The sequence below is a fragment of the Streptomyces sp. NPDC060198 genome (genome assembly GCF_042728415.1).
GTDB lineage: Bacteria > Actinomycetota > Actinomycetes > Streptomycetales > Streptomycetaceae > Streptomyces.
In genome coordinates, this window is the sequence record NZ_JBHWZJ010000117.1 from 1 (window position 1) to 19,432 (window position 19,432).

Annotated in this window: 17 protein-coding genes; 16 read left to right on the forward strand and 1 reads right to left on the reverse strand. The window is 71.6% G+C overall.

Annotation, left to right across the window (positions count from 1 at the left end; translation table 11 throughout):
* Positions 1-151 precede the first annotated feature (151 nt).
* The 16 genes from ACFWEP_RS16710 to ACFWEP_RS16785 all read left to right on the forward strand — a co-directional run bounded on the left by ACFWEP_RS16710 (position 152) and on the right by ACFWEP_RS16785 (position 18,736).
* The gene (locus ACFWEP_RS16710; RefSeq protein ID WP_387370862.1) at positions 152-1,198 is read left to right on the forward strand and encodes an iron-siderophore ABC transporter substrate-binding protein; all 1,047 of its coding nucleotides are present in this window, start codon (positions 152-154) and stop codon (positions 1,196-1,198) included.
* A gap of 23 nt (positions 1,199-1,221) precedes the next feature.
* The gene (locus ACFWEP_RS16715) at positions 1,222-2,259 is read left to right on the forward strand and encodes a FecCD family ABC transporter permease (RefSeq protein ID WP_387370864.1); all 1,038 of its coding nucleotides are present in this window, start codon (positions 1,222-1,224) and stop codon (positions 2,257-2,259) included.
* Positions 2,256-3,323 (forward strand): FecCD family ABC transporter permease, encoded by a 1,068-nt coding sequence (locus ACFWEP_RS16720; protein WP_387370866.1) that lies wholly within the window; start codon positions 2,256-2,258, stop codon positions 3,321-3,323. Before ACFWEP_RS16715 ends, ACFWEP_RS16720 begins: the two co-directional genes overlap by 4 nt.
* A 58-nt stretch (positions 3,324-3,381) precedes the next feature.
* Positions 3,382-4,011: a hypothetical protein gene (locus tag ACFWEP_RS16725; RefSeq protein ID WP_387370868.1), complete on the forward strand. Its 630-nt coding sequence runs from the start codon at positions 3,382-3,384 to the stop codon at positions 4,009-4,011.
* Between the two features lie 143 nt (positions 4,012-4,154).
* Entirely contained in the window at positions 4,155-5,168 is a 1,014-nt protein-coding gene (locus ACFWEP_RS16730; RefSeq protein WP_387370870.1) for an MBL fold metallo-hydrolase, read from the forward strand.
* Positions 5,169-5,460: 292 nt separating this feature from the next.
* Positions 5,461-5,856 (forward strand): cell division protein SepF, encoded by a 396-nt coding sequence (locus ACFWEP_RS16735; RefSeq protein ID WP_328718856.1) that lies wholly within the window; start codon positions 5,461-5,463, stop codon positions 5,854-5,856.
* A gap of 55 nt (positions 5,857-5,911) precedes the next feature.
* Entirely contained in the window at positions 5,912-7,105 is a 1,194-nt protein-coding gene (locus ACFWEP_RS16740; RefSeq protein ID WP_387370873.1) for an ATP-binding protein, read from the forward strand.
* Positions 7,102-7,461: a nucleotide pyrophosphohydrolase gene (locus ACFWEP_RS16745; RefSeq protein WP_387370875.1), complete on the forward strand. Its 360-nt coding sequence runs from the start codon at positions 7,102-7,104 to the stop codon at positions 7,459-7,461. The genes ACFWEP_RS16740 and ACFWEP_RS16745 overlap by 4 nt, the downstream gene beginning before the upstream one ends.
* Before the next feature lie 123 nt (positions 7,462-7,584).
* Entirely contained in the window at positions 7,585-8,082 is a 498-nt protein-coding gene (locus ACFWEP_RS16750; protein WP_387370877.1) for a DUF6099 family protein, read from the forward strand.
* 143 nt (positions 8,083-8,225) lie between these two features.
* Positions 8,226-9,149: an LLM class F420-dependent oxidoreductase gene (locus ACFWEP_RS16755; RefSeq protein WP_387370879.1), complete on the forward strand. Its 924-nt coding sequence runs from the start codon at positions 8,226-8,228 to the stop codon at positions 9,147-9,149.
* 28 nt (positions 9,150-9,177) lie between these two features.
* A complete protein-coding gene (gene mmuM, locus ACFWEP_RS16760; RefSeq protein ID WP_387370881.1) occupies positions 9,178-10,191 on the forward strand; it encodes a homocysteine S-methyltransferase in 1,014 nt (337 codons plus the stop codon).
* 30 nt (positions 10,192-10,221) lie between these two features.
* Positions 10,222-11,724: a 3' terminal RNA ribose 2'-O-methyltransferase Hen1 gene (locus ACFWEP_RS16765; RefSeq protein ID WP_387370883.1), complete on the forward strand. Its 1,503-nt coding sequence runs from the start codon at positions 10,222-10,224 to the stop codon at positions 11,722-11,724.
* Positions 11,721-14,477: a polynucleotide kinase-phosphatase gene (locus ACFWEP_RS16770; RefSeq protein WP_387370885.1), complete on the forward strand. Its 2,757-nt coding sequence runs from the start codon at positions 11,721-11,723 to the stop codon at positions 14,475-14,477. Before ACFWEP_RS16765 ends, ACFWEP_RS16770 begins: the two co-directional genes overlap by 4 nt.
* Before the next feature lie 101 nt (positions 14,478-14,578).
* Positions 14,579-15,811 (forward strand): arginine deiminase, encoded by a 1,233-nt coding sequence (locus tag ACFWEP_RS16775; protein ID WP_387370887.1) that lies wholly within the window; start codon positions 14,579-14,581, stop codon positions 15,809-15,811.
* A gap of 192 nt (positions 15,812-16,003) precedes the next feature.
* Positions 16,004-17,014: an ornithine carbamoyltransferase gene (gene argF / locus ACFWEP_RS16780; protein ID WP_387370889.1), complete on the forward strand. Its 1,011-nt coding sequence runs from the start codon at positions 16,004-16,006 to the stop codon at positions 17,012-17,014.
* Positions 17,015-17,263: 249 nt separating this feature from the next.
* Positions 17,264-18,736: an APC family permease gene (locus tag ACFWEP_RS16785; RefSeq protein WP_387370891.1), complete on the forward strand. Its 1,473-nt coding sequence runs from the start codon at positions 17,264-17,266 to the stop codon at positions 18,734-18,736.
* On the opposite strand, the gene ACFWEP_RS16790 is transcribed toward ACFWEP_RS16785, so the two are convergent.
* Entirely contained in the window at positions 18,687-19,136 is a 450-nt protein-coding gene (locus ACFWEP_RS16790; protein ID WP_387370893.1) for an ATP-binding protein, read from the reverse strand. The genes ACFWEP_RS16785 and ACFWEP_RS16790 overlap by 50 nt on opposite strands.
* Positions 19,137-19,432: the final 296 nt, after the last annotated feature.

Below are 19,432 nucleotides of genomic sequence, written 5' to 3' on the forward strand. Positions count from 1 at the left end.
CTTCCGCGCTGGTGCCGCGCGGAAGCGACGCTTCCCCTTACACCATGCCGGGCGAGCGGGTCCCGGGTACCCCCATCGAACATGGGCAATTCATTAGGTTAGGTTTACCTAACGTTTTGCATCACTCGTCCACGATCATGGGGAACAGAACATGTTCGGCTCCATTCGCGCGCGCCGTCACGCGCTCGCCGCCTCCGCCACCGTCGCCGCACTCGCGCTCTCCCTGGGCGCCTGCTCCTCGGACGGGGACGACAAGGAACCGGCCAAGTCCGCGGCATCGAGCGACGCGGCGTTCCCCGTCTCGATCAAGAGCTCCCTCGGCACCGCCACCATCGACGAGAAGCCCGAACGCGTCGTCACCCTCGGCCAGGGCTCGGCCGAGACCGCCATCGCGCTCGGCACCACCCCGGTGGGCATCGAGAGCTACGAGTGGGGCAGCGACTCCTCCGGCTACCTGCCGTGGATCGACGAGGCCGTGAAGAAGAACGGCGACAAGCTCCCCACCCAGTTCACCGGTGGCGAGGAGATCGACTTCGAGGCCATCACCGAACTGGAACCCGACGTCATCCTCGCCCCCTGGTCGGGCATCACGCAGAAGCAGTACGACGTCCTCAAGGACATCGCCCCCACGGTCGCCTACCCGGACCAGGCCTGGAGCACGGACTGGGACCAGCAGATCGACATCATCGGCAAGGCACTCGGGCAGGCCGAGGACGCCGACGGCCTGAAGACGACCATCGAGAAGGAGCTCGCGGACGCCGCTGCGAGCCGACCCCAGTACAAGGACGTGAAGTTCTCGTACATCTACACCTCGGGCCCCGGCACCCTCGGCATCTTCAAGCCCAGCGAGCAGCGCGTGGCCATGGTCTCCAAGCTCGGCCTGACCGTCGACCCGGTCGTCGACACCTTCAAGGAGACCGAGGGCACCGACTCCGCCCTCATCGGCCTGGAGAACGCCGAGAAACTGAACGGCAGCGACCTGCTCTTCACCTTCTACACCGACGACAAGACCCGTAAGGAGATCGAGGCGCAGAAGCTGTACGCCGCGATGCCCGCCGTCGAGAAGGGTGCCGTCGTCGCCTCGAACGACAACTCCTTCGTCACGGCCTCCTCGATCATCAACCCGCTGACCGTGCCGTGGGTGATCGACCGCTACCTGCCGCTCATCGACAAGGCCGTCGCCGCCGCGGGCAAGTAACCCGCGGGAGCGTCCACCCTTCCATGGCAACCACCACGGTCGCGCCGCCGAGCGGTGCCGGTACCTCGCGTACCGGCACCGCCCGTTCGGCGTTCCTCCTGCTCCTGGTGCTCGTAGCCCTCGGAGCCGCCCTCTCGGCGAGCGTCATGTTCGGCAGCCGCGGCACCTCCCTCGGAGAGGTCGCGGACGTCCTCACCGGCCACGCCGACCCCAACGTCACCGCCATCGTCGAGAGCCGCTACCCCCGCACGCTCCTCGGCGTGCTGGCAGGAGCCGGCCTCGCCGTCGCGGGCACCCTGATGCAGGGCGTCTCCCGCAACCCCTTGGCCGAACCCGGTCTGCTCGGCATCAACGCGGGCGCCTCCGCCACCATCGTCACCGCCACCGCCTGGTTCGGCGCCTCCGGAGCCACCGCCACCATGTGGTGGGCGCTGCCCGGAGCGCTGCTCGCCGGAGTGCTCGTACACATCGTCGGCACCGCGGGCGGGGGCTCCGGCATGGTGCGCCTGGTACTGGCGGGCGCGGTGCTCTCCGCGGTCCTGACGGCATACATCCAGGCCGTGACGCTCAGCAAACCGAAGGTCTTCGACAGCTACCGGTACTGGGTGGTGGGCGCGCTCGGCGGGCGGGACTTCGACGTGCTGTGGGCCGTACTGCCGTTCGCCGCGGTGGGCCTGGTGATCGCCCTCCTCCTCGGGCCGGGCCTCGACACCCTGGCGCTCGGCGACGCCACCGCGGTCGCGCTCGGCTCGCGCCCCGCACGCACCCGCACCGCGGGCCTGATCGCCGCCGTCCTGCTGAGCGCGGCGGCCACCGCGGCGGTCGGCCCCATCGCCTTCGTCGGCCTCGCCGTGCCCCACGTGGTCCGCGCGCTCGTCGGGGTCGGCTTCCGGAAACAGATCGTGTTCTCCGCGCTCCTGGGCCCCACTCTGCTGCTCCTCGCGGACGTGGTGGGACGGGTCGTCATGCGGCCCACCGAACTGATGGTCGGTGTGGTGACCGCCTTCCTCGGCGCACCCGCGCTGCTCGTCGCCGTACGCAGGATGAAGGGGACCGCATGACCACCACGCGGCGCGCGCGACCGGCCCCCGGGAGGGCCCGGGGGTACCTGCGCATCGGTACGACGGTGGCGATACCCATGCGCCGGGCGTCCGTCCTCGTGGCCGTCGCCCTGCTGGTCCTGCTGCTCGCCGCCGCCGCCGCGACCCTCACCCTCGGGCGGCTCGGCGTCGGCCTGGCCGACCTGCCGAACGCGCTGACCGGCGGAGCGCAGGGCAAGGACCGCTTCGTCCTGGAACGCCTGCGCGGCCCACGCCTGGTGACCGCCCTCGGTACCGGTGCCGCGCTGGGCCTGTCCGGCGCCCTCTTCCAGTCCGTCACCCGCAACCCGCTCGGCAGCCCCGACGTCATCGGCCTCTCCTCAGGAGCGGGCGCGGGCGCGGCGGTCGTCGCCCTGTTCTTCCCGGGCGACGTTCCCGTGCCGGTCGGCGCTCTCGTCGGAGCCGTCGTCGCCATGGCCACCGTGTACGTCTCCACCGGCACCGGTTTCCGCAACCCCGCCCGGCTGGTGATCGCGGGCATCGGTGTCGCCGCGATCGGCAGTGCGATCACCCAGTACGTCGTCTACGCCGTCGAGCGGGACAAGGCCTCCGCGCTCACGTCCTACGTCAACGGCAGCCTGACCGCCCGGTCCTGGACGGACGCGGCCACCATCGGGGTGGTGCTCGCGCTGGCCGCCCCGGTCACCGCGCTGCTCGCCCGGCGGCTGGTCGTGGGCGAGATGGGCGACGACATCGCCGAAGGGCTCGGCTCCGAACCGAAGAAGACCAAGAGCGTCGCGATCGTCCTCGCCATCGTCCTCTCGGCCGGTGCGGTCGCGGTGGCCGGCCCCATCGCCTTCGTCGCGCTGACCGCGCCGCAGATCGCCAGACGCCTCACCCGCCTCTCCGGCCCGCACCTGCTGCTCTCGGCGGTGACGGGCGCACTGCTGCTGGTGGTGGCCGATCTCTGCGCACAGCAGGTGCCGCTCCTCGACGACCTGCCGGTGGGCATCTGCACCATGGCGATCGGGGGCCTGTACCTCGGCTGGCTGCTGATGCGGGAGTGGCGCAAGGGGGTGCTCTGAGCCGGGCGGGAGGGGTGTGACTGGTTCTCTTACAGGTTCGTGGACCATACTGCCCGCCGTGGAGCAGAGCATAGATTCAAACAAGAAGCCCGAGTTCGCCGCGGGAACCGACCCGGCGTACATTCCCGGCCTCACGGCCCCCGTTCCGGCGCGGACGGAGGACGACGAGGAAGCCGGCACGGCGGACGGCGCCCCCCGAGTCGCCGACGAAGCCGACATCCAGGACGCCGTCCCGGTGGAGACCTCCGAGCCGTCCGGTTCCGCGAAGCCCTCCGACGTCCCGGAGACCGCGGCCGGGACGTCGGACGAGGACGCGGGGGAGACGGTCGGCGAGAAGTCCGGTGACGAGCCCGACGACGGTGACGAGCCGGACGACAGTGACGAATCCGCTGATGATGACGATTCCGGTGCGCCGGTCTTCGAGATCAGCGACCGGCGCGGGTCCATCCGCGTGGACAAGTCGGGAATCCGGTTCACCCTCGACGACCAGCAGGCCGACTTCGACTGGTCCGAGGTCTCCGCGGTCGAGGTGAAGACGGCCCGTACGGCCCGCCGGTTCACCCTGACCGTCCACGTCTCCTCGCGACGCTGGTTCAACGGCGAGGTGCTGGCGGAGAGCCGGAAGCGGCTCAAGGAGTGGCCGGAGGAGCTCGACGTGGTCCTGGACGCCTACTTCGAGGAGTCCTGACACGGCACGGCGAGCGGGAACGCCTGATTCCACCACCAGGAGGGCCGGGGAGGCACGCACGCCACCCGGCCCTCCGTCACGCGAGGGTGGTTCTCTCCCGCGTGAGCACCCGGCGTGTCCGACGGGCCCGGCATAATCGCAATATGCCGATCACGGGTGGGGACATCGTCGACCTGGGCCAGGGACTGTACGTCTGGCTGCCGCCGCACAGGGGCTGGGGGCTGGCCAACTGCGGTCTGCTCGCCACGCCCGCCGGGGCGCTGTGGATCGACACCCCTTACGACCGGACGCTGGCCGGACAGTTCCTGGCGGCAAGTCGGGAACGCCTGCCGGAAGGTGTGTCGGTCGACCGGGTGATCGTCACCCACGCCAACGGCGACCACTTCTGGGGCGCCGGGGTCGTACCGGACGCCGAGATCATCGTCACGCGTGGTGCCCGCGAGCACATCCACTTCGAGCCCACACCGCAGCAGCAGCACGCGCTGATCGCCTCCGGCGACCCGGACACGCCTCTCGGCGCCTACCTGTCCCGGCACTTCGGCCCGTTCGACTGGTCGGACACCGAACCCGTCGTGCCGACCACGTACTTCACCGGTGAGCTCGAACTGACCCTGGACGGGCGCCCGGTACGGATCACGGCGCTGCCACCCGCCCACACCACCGGCGACCTGATCGTCCATCTGCCGGACCACGGCACGGTGTTCACCGGAGACGTGATCTTCGGCTCCACGCCCGAGCGGCCCGGAGACCACCCGTGCCACTGGGCCGGTCCGCTCTCCCAGGTGATCGAGGCGTGCGAGGCCGTCCTGGCGACCGGGGCGCAGACCGTCGTACCGGGCCACGGTCCGCTGCTCGGCCCGTCCGGGGTCCGCGACCACATCGACTACCTCGGCCATGTCCGGGAGCGAGCCCACACCTTCCACGCGGCCGGAATCCCCGTGCCCGAGGCGGCCCGGCGGATCGTCTCCGAGAACCGTCACCCCGATCTGGGCCTGCCGGAGCGACTGGCGGTGACGGTCGGCACCGAGTACCGCCATCTGGACGGCACCGGACAGACGGGCGTGTTCGAGGTGATGTTCGAGGTCGCCACGCTGGCGCGGGACATCGAGCAGGGGCTGGTTCCCGCATTCGCTCCGGTGCGGGCGGCCGATCTGTAGGGGAGCCTCCCGGCCATCCGCCTCGTCCCGCGCGGACCGGGACGTGCGAGGTGACCGGCCGTCCGACGCACACCCGGGGCCGCGCGGGCAGGGCGACTGGATCGGCCGAGTCCTCCCGGGCTACGTTGATGCAGCGTCCAGAGCCGACCCGTTACGCGGCGGGGCAGATCCGGAGGATCGCATTCCCGTCCGTGTCGCTGGTGGGCCGAACGGGTGAGGGACGAGAGGATTGCCCGATGAACAGCGAGCGCAGCCGGCGCACCGTCGACCGGCACACGGACGAGGTGACCCTGTGAGCAGGTACGACAGGTACGACGCCACTGACGCACAGTGGGAGGGCCTGGCCCAGGTGGTACCGCTGCGGGGCCGCAACGAGTGGCCGTCCCGGGTCGACCACGGCACGGTCGGCCAGGACAGCGCCGAGGAGCAGCGCCGATTGGTGGTGCTCCGGGTCCAGGTCTTCTCCGACGCCCGCGAGGTGGCCGAGTACCTCGTCGCACAGGTCCCGGTCCTGCTCGACCTGACGGCGGCCGAGACGGACGTCGCCAAGCGCGTTCTCGACTTCAGCAGCGGAGTCGTCTTCGGACTCGGCAGCGGCATGCACCGGGTGGACCGGAACGTCTTCCTGCTCGCACCGGTCGGCATGGAGGTCGAAGGGGTGACCCCGGCGGGCATCCCTCAATCGTAGGAAGCTTGCCCGGGCAAAACGGTTCGCCCGACGGAGCCGTGCGTACGGTCCGGTCATGACCACCACAGCCTCACCCCCGGGTACGACCCGCGTCCGTCCGCCCCGTACCGCACCCGGAGCACCGGCCCGCCCCGTCCGTCCCGTCGTCACCGAGCTGCGGCTGGCCGCCTTCGCCTCGCACTGGCGCAGAACCCTGCCGCTGGGGCCGCTGACCCTGCTCACCGGCCCCAGCGGCAGCGGCGCGTCCACCGCCCTGCGGGCCTACGAGGCGCTGGCCCGGCTCGGCGCGGGCGACGCGCTGGAGGAGGTGTTCCCCGATCCCGTCTCCTGCGTGCCCGAGCGCGCGGAGGCGGACGCCGAGGGCAGGCGCGGGTTCCGTATCGGCTGCACCGTGGACGGGCCGGCCGGGCCGGTCCGCCTCGACGTGGCCGTCCAGGCCGAACCGTCGCTGCGCATCGTGGGCGAGCGGCTCACGGCGGGCGGTCAGACCTTGCTCACCACCGCGCTGCGCGACCCGAGCCGCCCCACGGTGCAGGCCGCCTGGCACACGGCCGGCCAGGTACCGGTGACCCGGGCTCCCCTCCCGGACGGCCGGCTGGCCACGGCACTGCTGCCGCTGCGGGTCGCCGGCGTCACCGAGGGCCAGTTACGTGTACTCGCCGCCGCCGAGCAGGTGGTGGTCGGCCTCCACTCCGCCTTCCCGTGCGATCCGCTGCCCCGGGGGATGCGCGGGCCGGTCCGCGCCGGGGCGGGGCGGTTGCGCCCCGGATGCGACAACCTCGCCGCGGTGCTCGCGCGGACCCGTACGCAGTGTGCGCAGCGGCACGCCCGGCTCGTGGCCACGGCGGCGGCGGGGTGCGCGGGACCGGTGACCGCCCTGATGACGCGGGACCTCTCCGACGGCACGGTGGAGGCCCTGGTGGGACGCGGCACCGGGCGCAGCACTCCGATCGGACGTCTCGGAGACGGTGAGCTGCGTTATCTCGCCCTCGCGCTGGTGTTGCTGACGGGCCCTCACGTGCTGGAGGTGAACACCCCGGACGAGATCCCCTGGGCCATGCGCGCCCTCACCGTCCTGGTGGACGGGCTCGACCGGGGCCTCGACGGGCGTCAGTCGGGGGAGTTGCTCCGGCTCGCCGCCGGGATCTGCTCCGACGGGCACCTGCGGATGATCGCCACGGTGGGCGAGGCGGGCGCGGCCCTGGCCGGCCGGACCGAGGGCGCCACAGTGGTAGACCTGTCCGGATGAACGAACTCGATGTGGCACAACTCCAGCGACGACTGGTCGCGTTCGCCGAGTCCAGGGAGTGGGGCCAGTACCACACCCCCAAGAATCTGGCCGCGGCGCTGAGCGTCGAAGCCTCCGAACTGCTGGAGATCTTCCAGTGGATGACTCCGGAGCAGGCGGCGGCCGTGATGTCGGACCCGGGGACGGCGCACCGGGTCCGGGACGAGGTGGCCGACGTGCTGGCCTATCTGCTCCAGTTCTGCGAGGTGCTGGGAGTGGATGCGCTGGCGGCGCTGTCGGCGAAGATCGACCGGAACGAGACCCGGTTTCCGGTCCCGGAGCGGCCCGAGTCCCCTGAGCATCACTCTTCGGAGTGATCGGCTTTTCCACAATCGTCTGCGTATCCACAGATTTCCGAATTCCTCTGTCCTTTCGGTACCGCCTACCTCACTGTGGGTAATGGACTAGGTGACCGGGTTTTCGTAGTGACGGGGGACCGAATGGAAGCGGAACGACTGGTCGAGATCGGACGGCGCGCGCTGGCGGAGAGCCGGGGCGCGGCGGACATCATGACTGAGGTGTGGCAGGCCCAGGCGCTGGCACGGGCCATCGGCGACCGGCTGGCCGTCGCCGGGCCCGCCGAGTTACGGGGCGACGCCCGAGGGCTCGGTGAGATCGGCGGAGGGGACTGGTCCGCACCGGATTCGCCGGTGTTCCTGACCGGACAGACGCGCGCGGCCCGCCTCACGGAGGTGGCCGACGTGTCGCGCACCCTGGAGCGGCTGGCGCTGCTGCTCGGCGAGGCGGGCATGGCTCTCGTCGGGGTCGCCTGCGAGACCGGAGAGGACACCCTCTACTGGCAGTGCATCGAGGCGATAGACGCCGCCGACGAATCGATGGACCGGGTGCGGGGCATGCTCAGCCGCCTCGCCGAACAGGCACGGGAGAGGGCGAGGGAGCGGGACGGCCCGTACGGCGCGGTCCGGGGCAGGGGGTAGCGTCCCGGGGCGCCCGAGGCCGTCCAGGGCGCCCGTGACCGGTGTCCCGGCCCGGGCGGGTGTCCCGGGTGGGGGAGGGGCCCGTGCGGAGGGAGGCGGGGCCCGTGCGGAGAGAGGCGGGCGGGAAGAGGCAGGATGGAACCATGGATCTTCGCATCTTCACCGAGCCCCAGCAAGGGGCGAGCTACGACACCCTGCTGACCGTCGCCAAGGCCACCGAGGACCTGGGGTTCGACGCCTTCTACCGCTCCGACCATTACCTGCGCATGGGGTCCGGCGACGGACTGCCGGGCCCGACCGACGCGTGGATCACCCTGGCCGGTCTGGCCCGCGAGACCAAGCGCATCCGCCTGGGCACGCTCATGACGGCAGGCACCTTCCGCCTTCCCGGGGTGCTCGCCATCCAGGTCGCCCAGGTCGACCAGATGTCCGGCGGACGGGTCGAGCTCGGTCTGGGTGCCGGCTGGTTCGAGGCCGAGCACAAGGCGTACGGCATCCCCTTCCCGAAGGAGAAGTTCGGGCGTCTGGAGGAGCAGCTCGCGATCGTCACCGGACTGTGGGCCACCGAGACCGGCAAGACCTTCAGCTACGACGGCACTTACTACCAGCTCACCGACTCGCCCGCGTTGCCCAAGCCGGCCCAGTCCAAGGTGCCGGTCCTGATCGGCGGGCACGGTGCGGTCCGTACCCCGCGGCTGGCCGCGCGGTACGCGGACGAGTTCAACATCCCGTTCGCCTCGCTCGAGGACACGGAGAAGCAGTTCGGCCGGGTGCGGGAGGCCGCGAAGCAGGCGGGGCGCGCACCCGACGACCTGGTGTACTCCAACGCCCTCGTGGTCTGTGTCGGCAAGGACGACGCGGAGGTGGCCCGCAGGGCCGCCGCCATCGGCCGGGACGTGGAGGAGCTGAAGGCCAACGGCCTCGCCGGTTCGCCGGCCGAGGTGGTCGACAGGATCGGACAGTTCGCGGCGGTCGGGTCCTCGCGGATCTACCTCCAGATCCTCGACCTCGATGACCTGGACCACCTGGAGCTGATCTCCGCGCAGGTCCAGTCCCAGCTGGCGTGAGCCGGTGAGCTGACGCGAAGGAGTACCTGTGCGCCCCGTCCGGAGATCCCTCGCCGACGCCCTCGCCGAGGGCCCGGTGCTGCTCGACGGAGGACTCTCCAATCAGTTGGAGGCCCAGGGGTGCGAGCTGTCCGACGCGCTGTGGTCGGCGGGACTGCTGGCGGACGCGCCCGAGCAGATCGAGGCCGCGCACACGGCGTACGCGCGGGCGGGCGCACAGGTGCTCATCACGGCCGGCTACCAGGCGACGTTCGAAGGGTTCGCCCGCCGGGGAATCGGACACCGCCGGACGGCGGAACTGCTGGCGCGGAGCGTGGAGCTGGCCCGCCGCGCGGGCGACCGCTCCGGACGCGAGACCTGGGTCGCCGCCTCGGTCGGGCCGTACGGGGCGATGCTCGCGGACGGCAGCGAGTACCGGGGCGGTTACGGCCTCTCCGTCGCGGAGCTGGAGCGGTTCCACCGCCCCCGGGCGGAGGTGCTGGCCGCGGCCGGGCCGGACGTACTGGCGCTGGAGACGGTGCCGGACACGGACGAGGCGCGGGCACTGCTCCGGGCGGTCGCGGGGACCGGAATCCCGGTCTGGCTCTCGTACACCGTCGCGGGTGGGCTGACCCGGGCCGGGCAGCCGCTGCGGGCGGCCTTCGCGGAGGCCGCGGGGAACGACCAGGTGATCGCGGTCGGGATCAACTGCTGCGACCCGGCGGACGCCGGGGACGCCGTCCGGTGCGCGGCGGAGGTCACCGGCAAACCGGTCGTCGTCTACCCGAACAGCGGGGAGCGGTGGGACGCGCGGGGGCGCCGGTGGACGGGGGCGAGTACCTTCGGCGGCCCGGAGCGGGTGCGCGCCTGGACACGGGACGGCGCACGGTTGGTCGGCGGGTGCTGCAGGGTCGGCCCTTCGCGGATCGCGGCGCTCGGCCGTGCGCTGGAGGCGGTCGGAGAGGCGGGCACGGAGCCAAGCAGGGACGCGGACACGCATGAGGGTCACGCGGGTGCCGACGCACCCGCGGAGGCGGCCGGCGACGACGAAAATACCTGGTGACGAGGGAGCCCCGCGCCCATACTCGGGCAGGTGTTCATGACGATCAGTACGACCGGAACCCCGGAACGCCCCGCGACCGACCTCGGTTTCCTGCTGCACAAGCATCCCGACAAGGCGCAGACGTTCTCCACCTCGCACGGCACGGCGCACGTCTTCTACCCCGAGGCGTCCCCCGAGCGGTGCACGGCCGCGCTGCTGCTGGAAGTCGATCCGGTGGCGCTGGTCCGGCGCGGCAAGGGCAAGGGGCGGGGCGGAGCGCCTGACGCGGCGCTCGCGAGTTACGTCAACGACCGCCCGTACGCAGCCTCCTCGCTGATGTCGGTGGCCATGTCGGCCGTCTTCACGTCCGCGCTGCGCGGTGACTGCCGGGCGATGCCCGAGCGGGCCGCCGCACCGCTGGCGCTGCGGATCGAGGTGCCCGCCCTGCCCGCGCGGGGCGGCGCCGAACTGGTGCGGAAGCTGCTCGCGCCGCTCGGCTGGGCACGCGTGGACGCCGAGCCCGTGCCGCTGGACGAACGGTTTTCCGAGTGGGGCGACTCCCGGTACGTGCGGCTGGTGCTGGAAGGGGAGCTGCGGCTCTGTGACGCGCTGCGCCAGCTGTACGTCCTGTTGCCGGTGCTCGACGACGCCAAGCACTACTGGGTGGCGCCCGACGAGGTGGACAAGCTGCTACGGGCCGGTGAGGGCTGGCTCGCCACCCACCCGGAGCACCGGCTGATCACCAGCCGTTACCTCTCCCGCCGCTGGGGGCTGACCCGGCAGGCCGAGCAGGCGCTCGAACTCGTGCGCCTCGCCGAGTCGGACGACCTCGACGTCGAGAGCGTGGACAACGCGGTGGACGAGGCCACGGACACTCCGGAGCGTCCGGTACCGCTCGCGCAGCAGCGGCGTGACGCGATCCTGTCGGCGCTGCACGACGCCGGGGCGGCCCGGGTACTCGACCTCGGCTGCGGGCAGGGGCAGTTGATCCAGACGCTGCTCAAGGACGCCCGGTTCACCGAGATCGTCGGTGTCGACGTGTCGATGCGCGCGCTCACCGTCGCCGCGCGCCGGCTCAGGCTGGACCGGATGGGCGAACGCCAGTCCCGCCGGGTCGAGTTGCGGCAGGGCGCGCTCACGTACACGGACAAGGGGCTGCGCGGGTACGACGCGGCCGTGCTCAGCGAGGTCGTCGAGCACCTGGACCTGCCGAGGCTGCCCGCCCTGGAGTACGCGGTGTTCGGCGCGGCGAGGCCCCGGACGGTGCTCGTCACCACGCCGAACGTCGAGTACAACGTGCGCTGGGAGACCCTGCCGGCCGGACACGTCCGCCACGGCGACCACCGGTTCGAGTGGACCCGGGCCGAGTTCCGCGCCTGGGCGGGCGAGGTGGCCGACCGCCACGGCTACACGGTCGCGTTCACACCCGTCGGGCCGGACGACCCCGAGGTCGGACCGCCCACCCAGATGGCGGTTTTCACCCTGGCCGAGAGCGACGGCGCGACCGGTGGCAAGAACGCGAACGAGAGAGAGAAGGAGGCGAAGGCGGCATGAACACCCACAGCACCGGCGACAGCAGCACCCCCAGCACCGGCGATGACAACCCGAGCACTACCGACACCGACACCGACACCGACACCGACAGCAGTACCGGCACCCCCGACACCGACAGCAGTACCGGCACCCCCGACACCGACAGCAGTACCGGCACCCCCGACACCGACAGCAGTACCGGCACCCCCGACACCGGCGTCACCGGCCGGCCGTCCGTCCGGCCCCGGAACCTGCCCGTGCCCGACCTCTCCCTCGTCGTACTGATCGGGGCCACCGGCTCCGGCAAGTCGACGTTCGCACACCGTCACTTCAAGCCCACCGAGGTCGTCTCCTCCGACTTCTGCCGCGGCCTGGTCGCCGACGACGAGAACGACCAGAGCGCGAGCCGCGACGCCTTCGACGTCCTCCACTACATCGTCGGCAAGCGCCTCGAAGCGGGCCGACTGACCGTGGTGGACGCCACCAACGTGCAGTCCGAGTCCCGCCGCAAGCTCGTCCAGCTGGCCCGGGAGCACGACGTGCTGCCGGTGGCCGTCGTGCTCGACCTGCCCGAGGAGGTCTGCCTGGCGCGCAACGCGAAGCGGCCCGACCGGGCGGACATGCCGCGCCACGTCGTCCAGCGCCACCGGCGCGAGCTGCGCCGTTCGCTGCGCGGGCTGGAGCGCGAGGGCTTCCGCAAGGTGCACGTGCTGCACTCCGAGGAGGAGACCGACCGGGCGGTCGTCGAGCGCGAGCGCCGCTACAACGACCTGCGCCACCTCACCGGACCGTTCGACATCATCGGTGACATCCACGGCTGCCTCGGCGAGCTGGAGTCCCTGCTCGCCCAGCTCGGTTACGAGGACGGCAGTCACCCCGAGGGGCGTACGGCGGTCTTCGTCGGCGACCTCGTCGACCGGGGACCGGACAGCCCCGGCGTGCTGCGCCGGGTGATGTCCATGGTCGCCTCGGGCGACGCGCTCTGCGTGCCCGGCAACCACGAGAACAAGCTCGGGCGTTACCTCAAGGGCCGCAAGGTCCAGCACAGCCACGGCCTGGCCGAGACCATCGAGCAGCTGGAACGCGAGGACGAGACGGACCCCGCGTTCCGCGAGCAGGTGGCGGAGTTCGTCGCGGGCCTGGTCAGCCACTACGTCCTGGACGGCGGCGACCTGGTGGTGTGTCACGCCGGGCTGCCCGAGAAGTACCACGGCCGCACCTCCGGCCGGGTCCGCTCGCACGCCCTGTACGGCGACACCACCGGCGAGACCGACGAGTTCGGCCTGCCCGTGCGCTATCCGTGGGCCGAGGACTACCGGGGCCGTGCGGCCGTCGTCTACGGCCACACCCCGGTCCCCATGGCCTCCTGGGTCAACAACACCCTCTGCCTGGACACCGGGGCGGTCTTCGGCGGCAAGCTGACGGCGCTGCGCTGGCCGGAGCGCGAGATCGTCGACGTACCCGCCGAGAAGGTCTGGTACGAGCCGGTCAAGCCGCTGGCTTCCGAGGCGCCGGGAGGAAGGGAGGGCCGCCCGCTCGACCTCGGCGACGTCCACGGCCGGCGGATCGTGGAGACCCGTCACATGGGCCGGGTCTCGGTGCGCGAGGAGAACGCCGCCGCCGCGCTCGAAGTGATGAGCCGGTTCGCGGTCGACCCCCGGCTGCTGCCGTACCTCCCGCCGACCATGGCGCCGACCGCCACCTCCCGCGAGGACGGGTACCTGGAGCACCCGGCCGAGGCGTTCGCCCAGTACCGCGCTGACGGTGTCCCCACGGTCGTGTGCGAGGAGAAGCACATGGGTTCGCGCGCCGTCGCCCTGGTCTGCCGGGACGCCGGTGCCGCCCGTGAGCGCTTCGGCACCAACGGGCCGACCGGCGCCCTCTACACCCGTACCGGGCGCCCGTTCCTGGACGACGTCGAGCTCACCGAGACGCTCCTCGGCCGGATCAGGGCCGCCGTCACCGCCGCGGGGCTCTGGGAGGAGTGGGACACCGACTGGGTCCTGCTCGACGCGGAGCTCCTGCCGTGGTCGCTGAAGGCGGCCGGGCTGCTGCGCTCGCAGTACGCCGCCGTGGGTGCCGCCGCCGGTGCCGCCCTCCCGCCGGCCATCGCCGCGCTGGAGGCGGCGGCGGGCCGGGGTGTCGAGGTGGCCGCTCTCGCCGGGCGTCAGCGGGAGCGCGCCGGGGACGCCGCCGCGTTCACCGAGGCGTACCGCCGCTACTGCTGGAGCACCGACGGGCTGGAGGGTGTGCGGCTCGCACCGTTCCAGGTCCTCGCCGTACGCGGGCGCTCGCTCGCGGCCGAACCGCACGACGCGCAGCTCGGGTGGCTCGACCGGTTGGTCGAGCACGACCCGACCGGCCTGCTCCAGGTCACCCGTCGGCTCGTCGTCGAGACCGGCGACGAGGCGTCCGTCCGCGCGGGCGTCGACTGGTGGCTGGAGATGACCGGCAGCGGTGGTGAGGGCATGGTCGTCAAGCCGCTCGGCGCTCTCGTACGGGACGCGAAGGACCGGCTGGTCCAGCCGGGCGTCAAGGTGCGCGGCCGGGAGTACCTCCGGATCATCTACGGCCCGGAGTACACCCGCCCGGACAACCTGGAGCGGCTGCGCTCCCGCTTCCTCGGCCACAAGCGCTCGCTGGCGCTGCGGGAGTACGCGCTCGGCCTCGAGGCGCTCGACCGGCTGGCCGGGGGTGAGCCGCTCTGGCGGGTCCACGAGGCGGTCTTCGCCGTCCTCGCCCTGGAGTCGGAGCCGGTGGACCCCCGCCTGTGACCCCGGGACTGTCCCGCGACGACGTACCGCTGTGACGTACGCCCCGCGACCGGCGGCCGGTTCGCGGGGTGAAGCGGGTGCCGTCCGGTGAGGATGAGGACATGGGATTCCATGTCGACTCCGAGGCCGGGCGGCTGCGCCGCGTCATCCTGCACCGCCCCGATCTGGAACTGAAGCGGCTCACCCCGAGCAACAAGGACGCTCTCCTCTTCGACGACGTGCTCTGGGTGCGCCGCGCCCGGCAGGAGCACGACGGCTTCGCGGACCTGCTGCGCGACCGGGGCGTCGAGGTCCACCTCTTCGGGGACCTGCTCCGGGAGGCCCTCGGTGTCCCGGTGGCCCGCCGGCTGGTGCTGGACCGGGTCTTCGACGAGAAGGAGTACGGCCCGCTCGCCACCGAGCACCTGCGGGCGGCCTTCGAGGAACTGACCCCGGCCGAACTGGCCGAGGCGCTGGTCGGCGGGATGACCAAGCGGGAGTTCCTGGAGCGTCACGCCGAACCGGTCTCGGTCCGCTTCCACGTCATGGAACCGGACGACTTCCTGCTCGGCCCGCTGCCCAACCACCTCTTCACCCGGGACACCTCGGCCTGGATCTACGACGGTGTGTCGATCAACGCGATGCGCTGGCCCGCCCGGCAGCGCGAGACCGTCCACTTCGAGGCGATCTACCGCCACCACCCGCTGTTCACCGGCCCGGAGGCGGGCGCCTTCCACCACTGGTCGCAGGGGCAGCACGACTACCCGTCGACCATCGAGGGCGGGGACGTGCTGGTGATCGGGCGGGGCGCGGTCCTCGTCGGAATGAGCGAACGCACCACCCCGCAGGCGGTGGAGATGCTGGCGCGCGGGCTCTTCGACGCCGGGTCCGCGCACACGATCGTGGCGCTGGACATGCCGAAGCGGCGGGCGTTCATGCACCTGGACACCGTGATGACGATGATCGACGGCGACACCTTCACCCAGTACGCCGGGCTCGGCATGCTCCGGTCGTACACCATCGAGCCGGGCGACGGACCCCGCGAACTCAAGGTCACCGACCATCCGCCCGAGCACATGCACCGAGCCGTCGCCGCCGCTCTCGGCCTCGACGCGATCCGCGTCCTCACCGCCACCCAGGACGTCCACGCGGCGGAGCGCGAACAGTGGGACGACGGCTGCAACGTGCTGGCCATCGAGCCCGGAGTGGTCGTCGCCTACGAGCGCAACGCCACCACCAACACCCATCTGCGCAAGCAGGGCATCGAGGTGCTGGAGATCCCGGGCAGCGAGCTGGGGCGCGGCCGGGGCGGCCCCCGCTGCATGAGCTGCCCCGTCGTACGCGATCCGGTGTAGGTGGTGTCCGGCGGATCATGGCCGGGGTCGCGACGCCCTGCCCGACCGTGATCCGCCGGACACCACTCGGCGTCCGGCGGGCCGGTGAGGAACCGGGCCCCTCGCGAGCTCTGTATAGCGATGCATTGCCTCGTATACACTTCCAGGGTTACGGTACGCCGAAGATCCCCGTCCGACCCAGGAGCAAGAACCATGGCCATAGACCTCGCAGGCCGTCACTTCCTCAAGGAGCTCGACTTCACCGCCGAGGAGTTCCTCGGGCTGGTCGAGCTGGCCGCGGAGCTGAAGGCGGCCAAGAAGTCGGGGAGCGAGGTCCAGCGGCTGCGCGGCAAGAACATCGCTCTGATCTTCGAGAAGACGTCGACCCGTACTCGCTGCGCGTTCGAGGTGGCCGCCGCGGACCAGGGTGCCTCCACCACCTACCTGGACCCCTCCGGTTCGCAGATGGGGCACAAGGAGTCCGTCCGGGACACGGCCCGGGTGCTCGGCCGGATGTACGACGGGATCGAATACCGCGGCGACAGCCAGCACGCGGTCGAGGAGCTCGCCGCCATCGCGGGCGTCCCCGTCTTCAACGGCCTCACCGACGCCTGGCACCCCACCCAGATGCTGGCCGACGTCCTGACCATGGTCGAGCACTGCGCCAAGGACATCCGCGAGGACGGCTTCGCCTTCGCCTACCTCGGCGACGCCCGCTTCAACATGGGCAACTCCTACCTGATCACCGGCGCGCTCCTCGGCCTGGACGTGCGGATCGTGGCCCCCGAGGCGTACTGGCCGAACGCGGACATCGTGGCGCGGGCCCGGGAACTGGCCGCCGGCAGCGGCGCGAAGATCACCCTCACCGAGGACGTCGCCGAGGGTGTGGCCGGCACCGACTTCGTCGCCACCGACGTCTGGGTCTCCATGGGTGAACCCAAGGAGGTCTGGACCGAGCGCATCGCCACCCTCGCCCCGTACTCCGTGACCATGGACGTGCTGCGCGCCACCAAAAACCCCGGCGTGAAGTTCCTGCACTGCCTGCCCGCGTTCCACGACCTCGGCACCGCGGTCGGCCGGGACATCCACGCCGTGCACGGCCTGACCGAGCTGGAGGTCACCGACGAGGTCTTCGAGTCCGCCCACTCGGTGGTCTTCGACGAGGCCGAGAACCGGATGCACACCATCAAGGCGGTTCTCGTCGCGACGCTCGCGGGCGCCTGAGCGGTACGTCCCGGCACGGCGGACGCGGACGGTTACCGGGTCTTCGTCCCCTCTGTATGGTGATGCGCCCAATGGGGTGAACATGCGCGTCGGCGGCTACCATGGTCCGTCTCGTTGGGGTCCGAGCTTGCAGGCTCGGGCCCCATTGCCATGTACGGCACCCGCCCCCCACGGCGAGCCGTGCCCGGCCGCGATCCGCCGGGCACCACCCGGTCCCCCCACCGCACCACCAGAGAAGAGAAAAGCCGCATGAGCGCGCCGCGCACGATCCGGCCGGGCCCACCCAGCTCCGGCCCGCGCCGCAAGAGCCCCGAACAGCTGGTCGCCGAGTCCGGCGCGGACCTGGAGGGGCACGGCCTCAAGCGCACCATGGGCCTGTTCCAGCTCGTCTGCTTCGGTGTCGGCGCGGTCGTCGGCACCGGCATCTTCGTCGGGCTGTCGGACAGCGTCTCCGAGGCCGGTCCGGCGGTGGTGATCTCCTTCGTGCTGGCGGCGATCACCTGCATCTTCACGGCGTTCTCCTTCGCCGAGCTGGGCGGTGCGATCCCCGTTTCCGGCAGCTCGTACTCGTTCGCCTACGCCACCTTCGGCGAGCGCACCGCGTTCCTCGTCGGCGGCTGTCTGCTGCTGGAGTACGGCGTCTCGGTCTCCGCGGTCGCGGTGGGCTGGAGCCAGTACGTCAACGAACTGCTGCACAGCCTCTTCGGGGTGCAGCTGCCCGAAGCGCTCTCGGCCGGGCCCGCCGACGGCGGTGTCGTCAACCTGCCGGCCGTGCTGGTGATCGCCATGGCCGCCGCGCTGCTGGTGCGCGGAGTCCGGGAGAGCGCGAGCGCCACCGCCGCCATGGTGGTGCTCAAGATCGGCATCCTGGTGGCGTTCTGCGCCATCGCGTTCACCGCGTTCCGCCACGACAACCTGACGCCGTTCGCGGGCAGCGGCATCTCCGGAATCACCTCCGGGGCCTCGCTGGCCTTCTTCTCGTACATCGGCTTCGACGCGATCACCACCGCCGGCGAAGAGGTCAAGAACCCCCGGCGCAACATCCCCGTCGCGATCATGATCTGCCTCGGCCTGGTCACGCTGCTCTACTGCGCGGTCGCCGTCGCCGCCATCGGCGCGCTCGGCCCGGACGAGGTCGCGGACACGCCCGCCGCGCTCTCGGCCGTGGTCAACCAGGTCACCGACTCCACCGTGGGCGGCGGCATCGTCGCGTTCGGGGCGGTCGTCGCCATCGCCTCCGTGGTGCTGGCCGTGATGTACGGCCAGACCCGCATCCTCATGTCGATGGCCCGGGACGGACTGGTGCCGAGGATCTTCGAGAGGGTCTCGCCGAAGACCCACACCCCGGTCGTCAACACCTGGATCGTCGCGGCCGTCTTCGCCGTCCCGGCCGCCTTCTCCTCGCTCGACGCGGTGGTGAACCTGACCACCATCGGGACCCTGGGCGCGATGGCCGTTGTCAACCTCGCCGTCATGCGGCTGCGCCGCGACAACCCCGGGCTGAAGCGCTCCTTCCGAGTGCCGCTCTACCCGGTCAGCCCCGTCCTGGGCGTCGCGTTCTGTCTGTACCTGATGTACGGGACGGGCTGGGAGGCCTGGGCCGAGTTCGCGGCCTTCCTGCTCGCGGGCTCCCTGCTGTACTCCTTCTACGGCCGCAGCCGCTCGCGCCTGGTCAGCTCCGAGGAGTCGGACCCGCCTGGGCAGGCACCACCGGCAGCGTGAACCAGACCGCCTTGCCGTGCTCCGTGGTGCGGTGACCGCAGGCGGAGCTGAGGGTGCGGATCAGCAGCAGCCCGCGCCCGTGCTCCTGCCAGGGATCCGGCATGGTGTCCGGGCCCGGGGCGGTCAGCCCGCCCGGCGGCTCGGGGTCGCGGTCGTGGACCTCGACCTGGCAGCCGGTCGGCAGCAGCTCCACGACCAGCTCGATGGGCTCGTGGCTGTCGGTGTGCTCGACGGCGTTCGTGACCAGTTCGGCGGTGAGCAGCTCGGCGGTGTCACTGTCCGTGGGCGCATCGAGGTCGGTGAGTGCCGAACGGACGAGGGCGCGGGCGATCGGTACGGCCGCCGTCGTGTGCGGCAGCTCGATGCGCCAGGAGGCGGGTGCGGGATCGACGGGCGGCAAGACGGATTCCGTTCGGGTCGCGGGATTCCTTGCGCGGAAGCCGTCCTGCGACGGAGGGACCGTCGCCGCCGACGTCCACGCCGGGATGCTTCCGTGTTCCAACCTACGGATCGGGACGTCCGCGCACAGGGGCCGACCGACCGGTATGAAAAGGACTTTCGCACCCACAGTCTCACGAACCGCCTGGCCCGTGGCTGTGAAGACAGTCACTCTACGCGCCATGAGGTGATGCCCGCGCCACCCTGAGTGGCCGGGGACCGACGGCTCCGCGGCCCGGACGAGGGACGGGGCCCGGC

Coding starts and splice junctions, on each gene's coding strand:
- ACFWEP_RS16755 (WP_387370879.1), top strand. CDS start 8,226: ATGGATCTTCGCATCTTCACCGAGCCCCAGCAAGGGGCGAGCTACGAC.
- ACFWEP_RS16775 (WP_387370887.1), top strand. CDS start 14,579: ATGGGATTCCATGTCGACTCCGAGGCCGGGCGGCTGCGCCGCGTCATC.
- ACFWEP_RS16715 (WP_387370864.1), top strand. CDS start 1,222: ATGGCAACCACCACGGTCGCGCCGCCGAGCGGTGCCGGTACCTCGCGT.
- ACFWEP_RS16750 (WP_387370877.1), top strand. CDS start 7,585: ATGGAAGCGGAACGACTGGTCGAGATCGGACGGCGCGCGCTGGCGGAG.
- ACFWEP_RS16745 (WP_387370875.1), top strand. CDS start 7,102: ATGAACGAACTCGATGTGGCACAACTCCAGCGACGACTGGTCGCGTTC.
- ACFWEP_RS16710 (WP_387370862.1), top strand. CDS start 152: ATGTTCGGCTCCATTCGCGCGCGCCGTCACGCGCTCGCCGCCTCCGCC.
- ACFWEP_RS16740 (WP_387370873.1), top strand. CDS start 5,912: ATGACCACCACAGCCTCACCCCCGGGTACGACCCGCGTCCGTCCGCCC.
- argF (WP_387370889.1), top strand. CDS start 16,004: ATGGCCATAGACCTCGCAGGCCGTCACTTCCTCAAGGAGCTCGACTTC.
- ACFWEP_RS16770 (WP_387370885.1), top strand. CDS start 11,721: ATGAACACCCACAGCACCGGCGACAGCAGCACCCCCAGCACCGGCGAT.
- ACFWEP_RS16785 (WP_387370891.1), top strand. CDS start 17,264: ATGAGCGCGCCGCGCACGATCCGGCCGGGCCCACCCAGCTCCGGCCCG.
- ACFWEP_RS16730 (WP_387370870.1), top strand. CDS start 4,155: ATGCCGATCACGGGTGGGGACATCGTCGACCTGGGCCAGGGACTGTAC.
- ACFWEP_RS16720 (WP_387370866.1), top strand. CDS start 2,256: ATGACCACCACGCGGCGCGCGCGACCGGCCCCCGGGAGGGCCCGGGGG.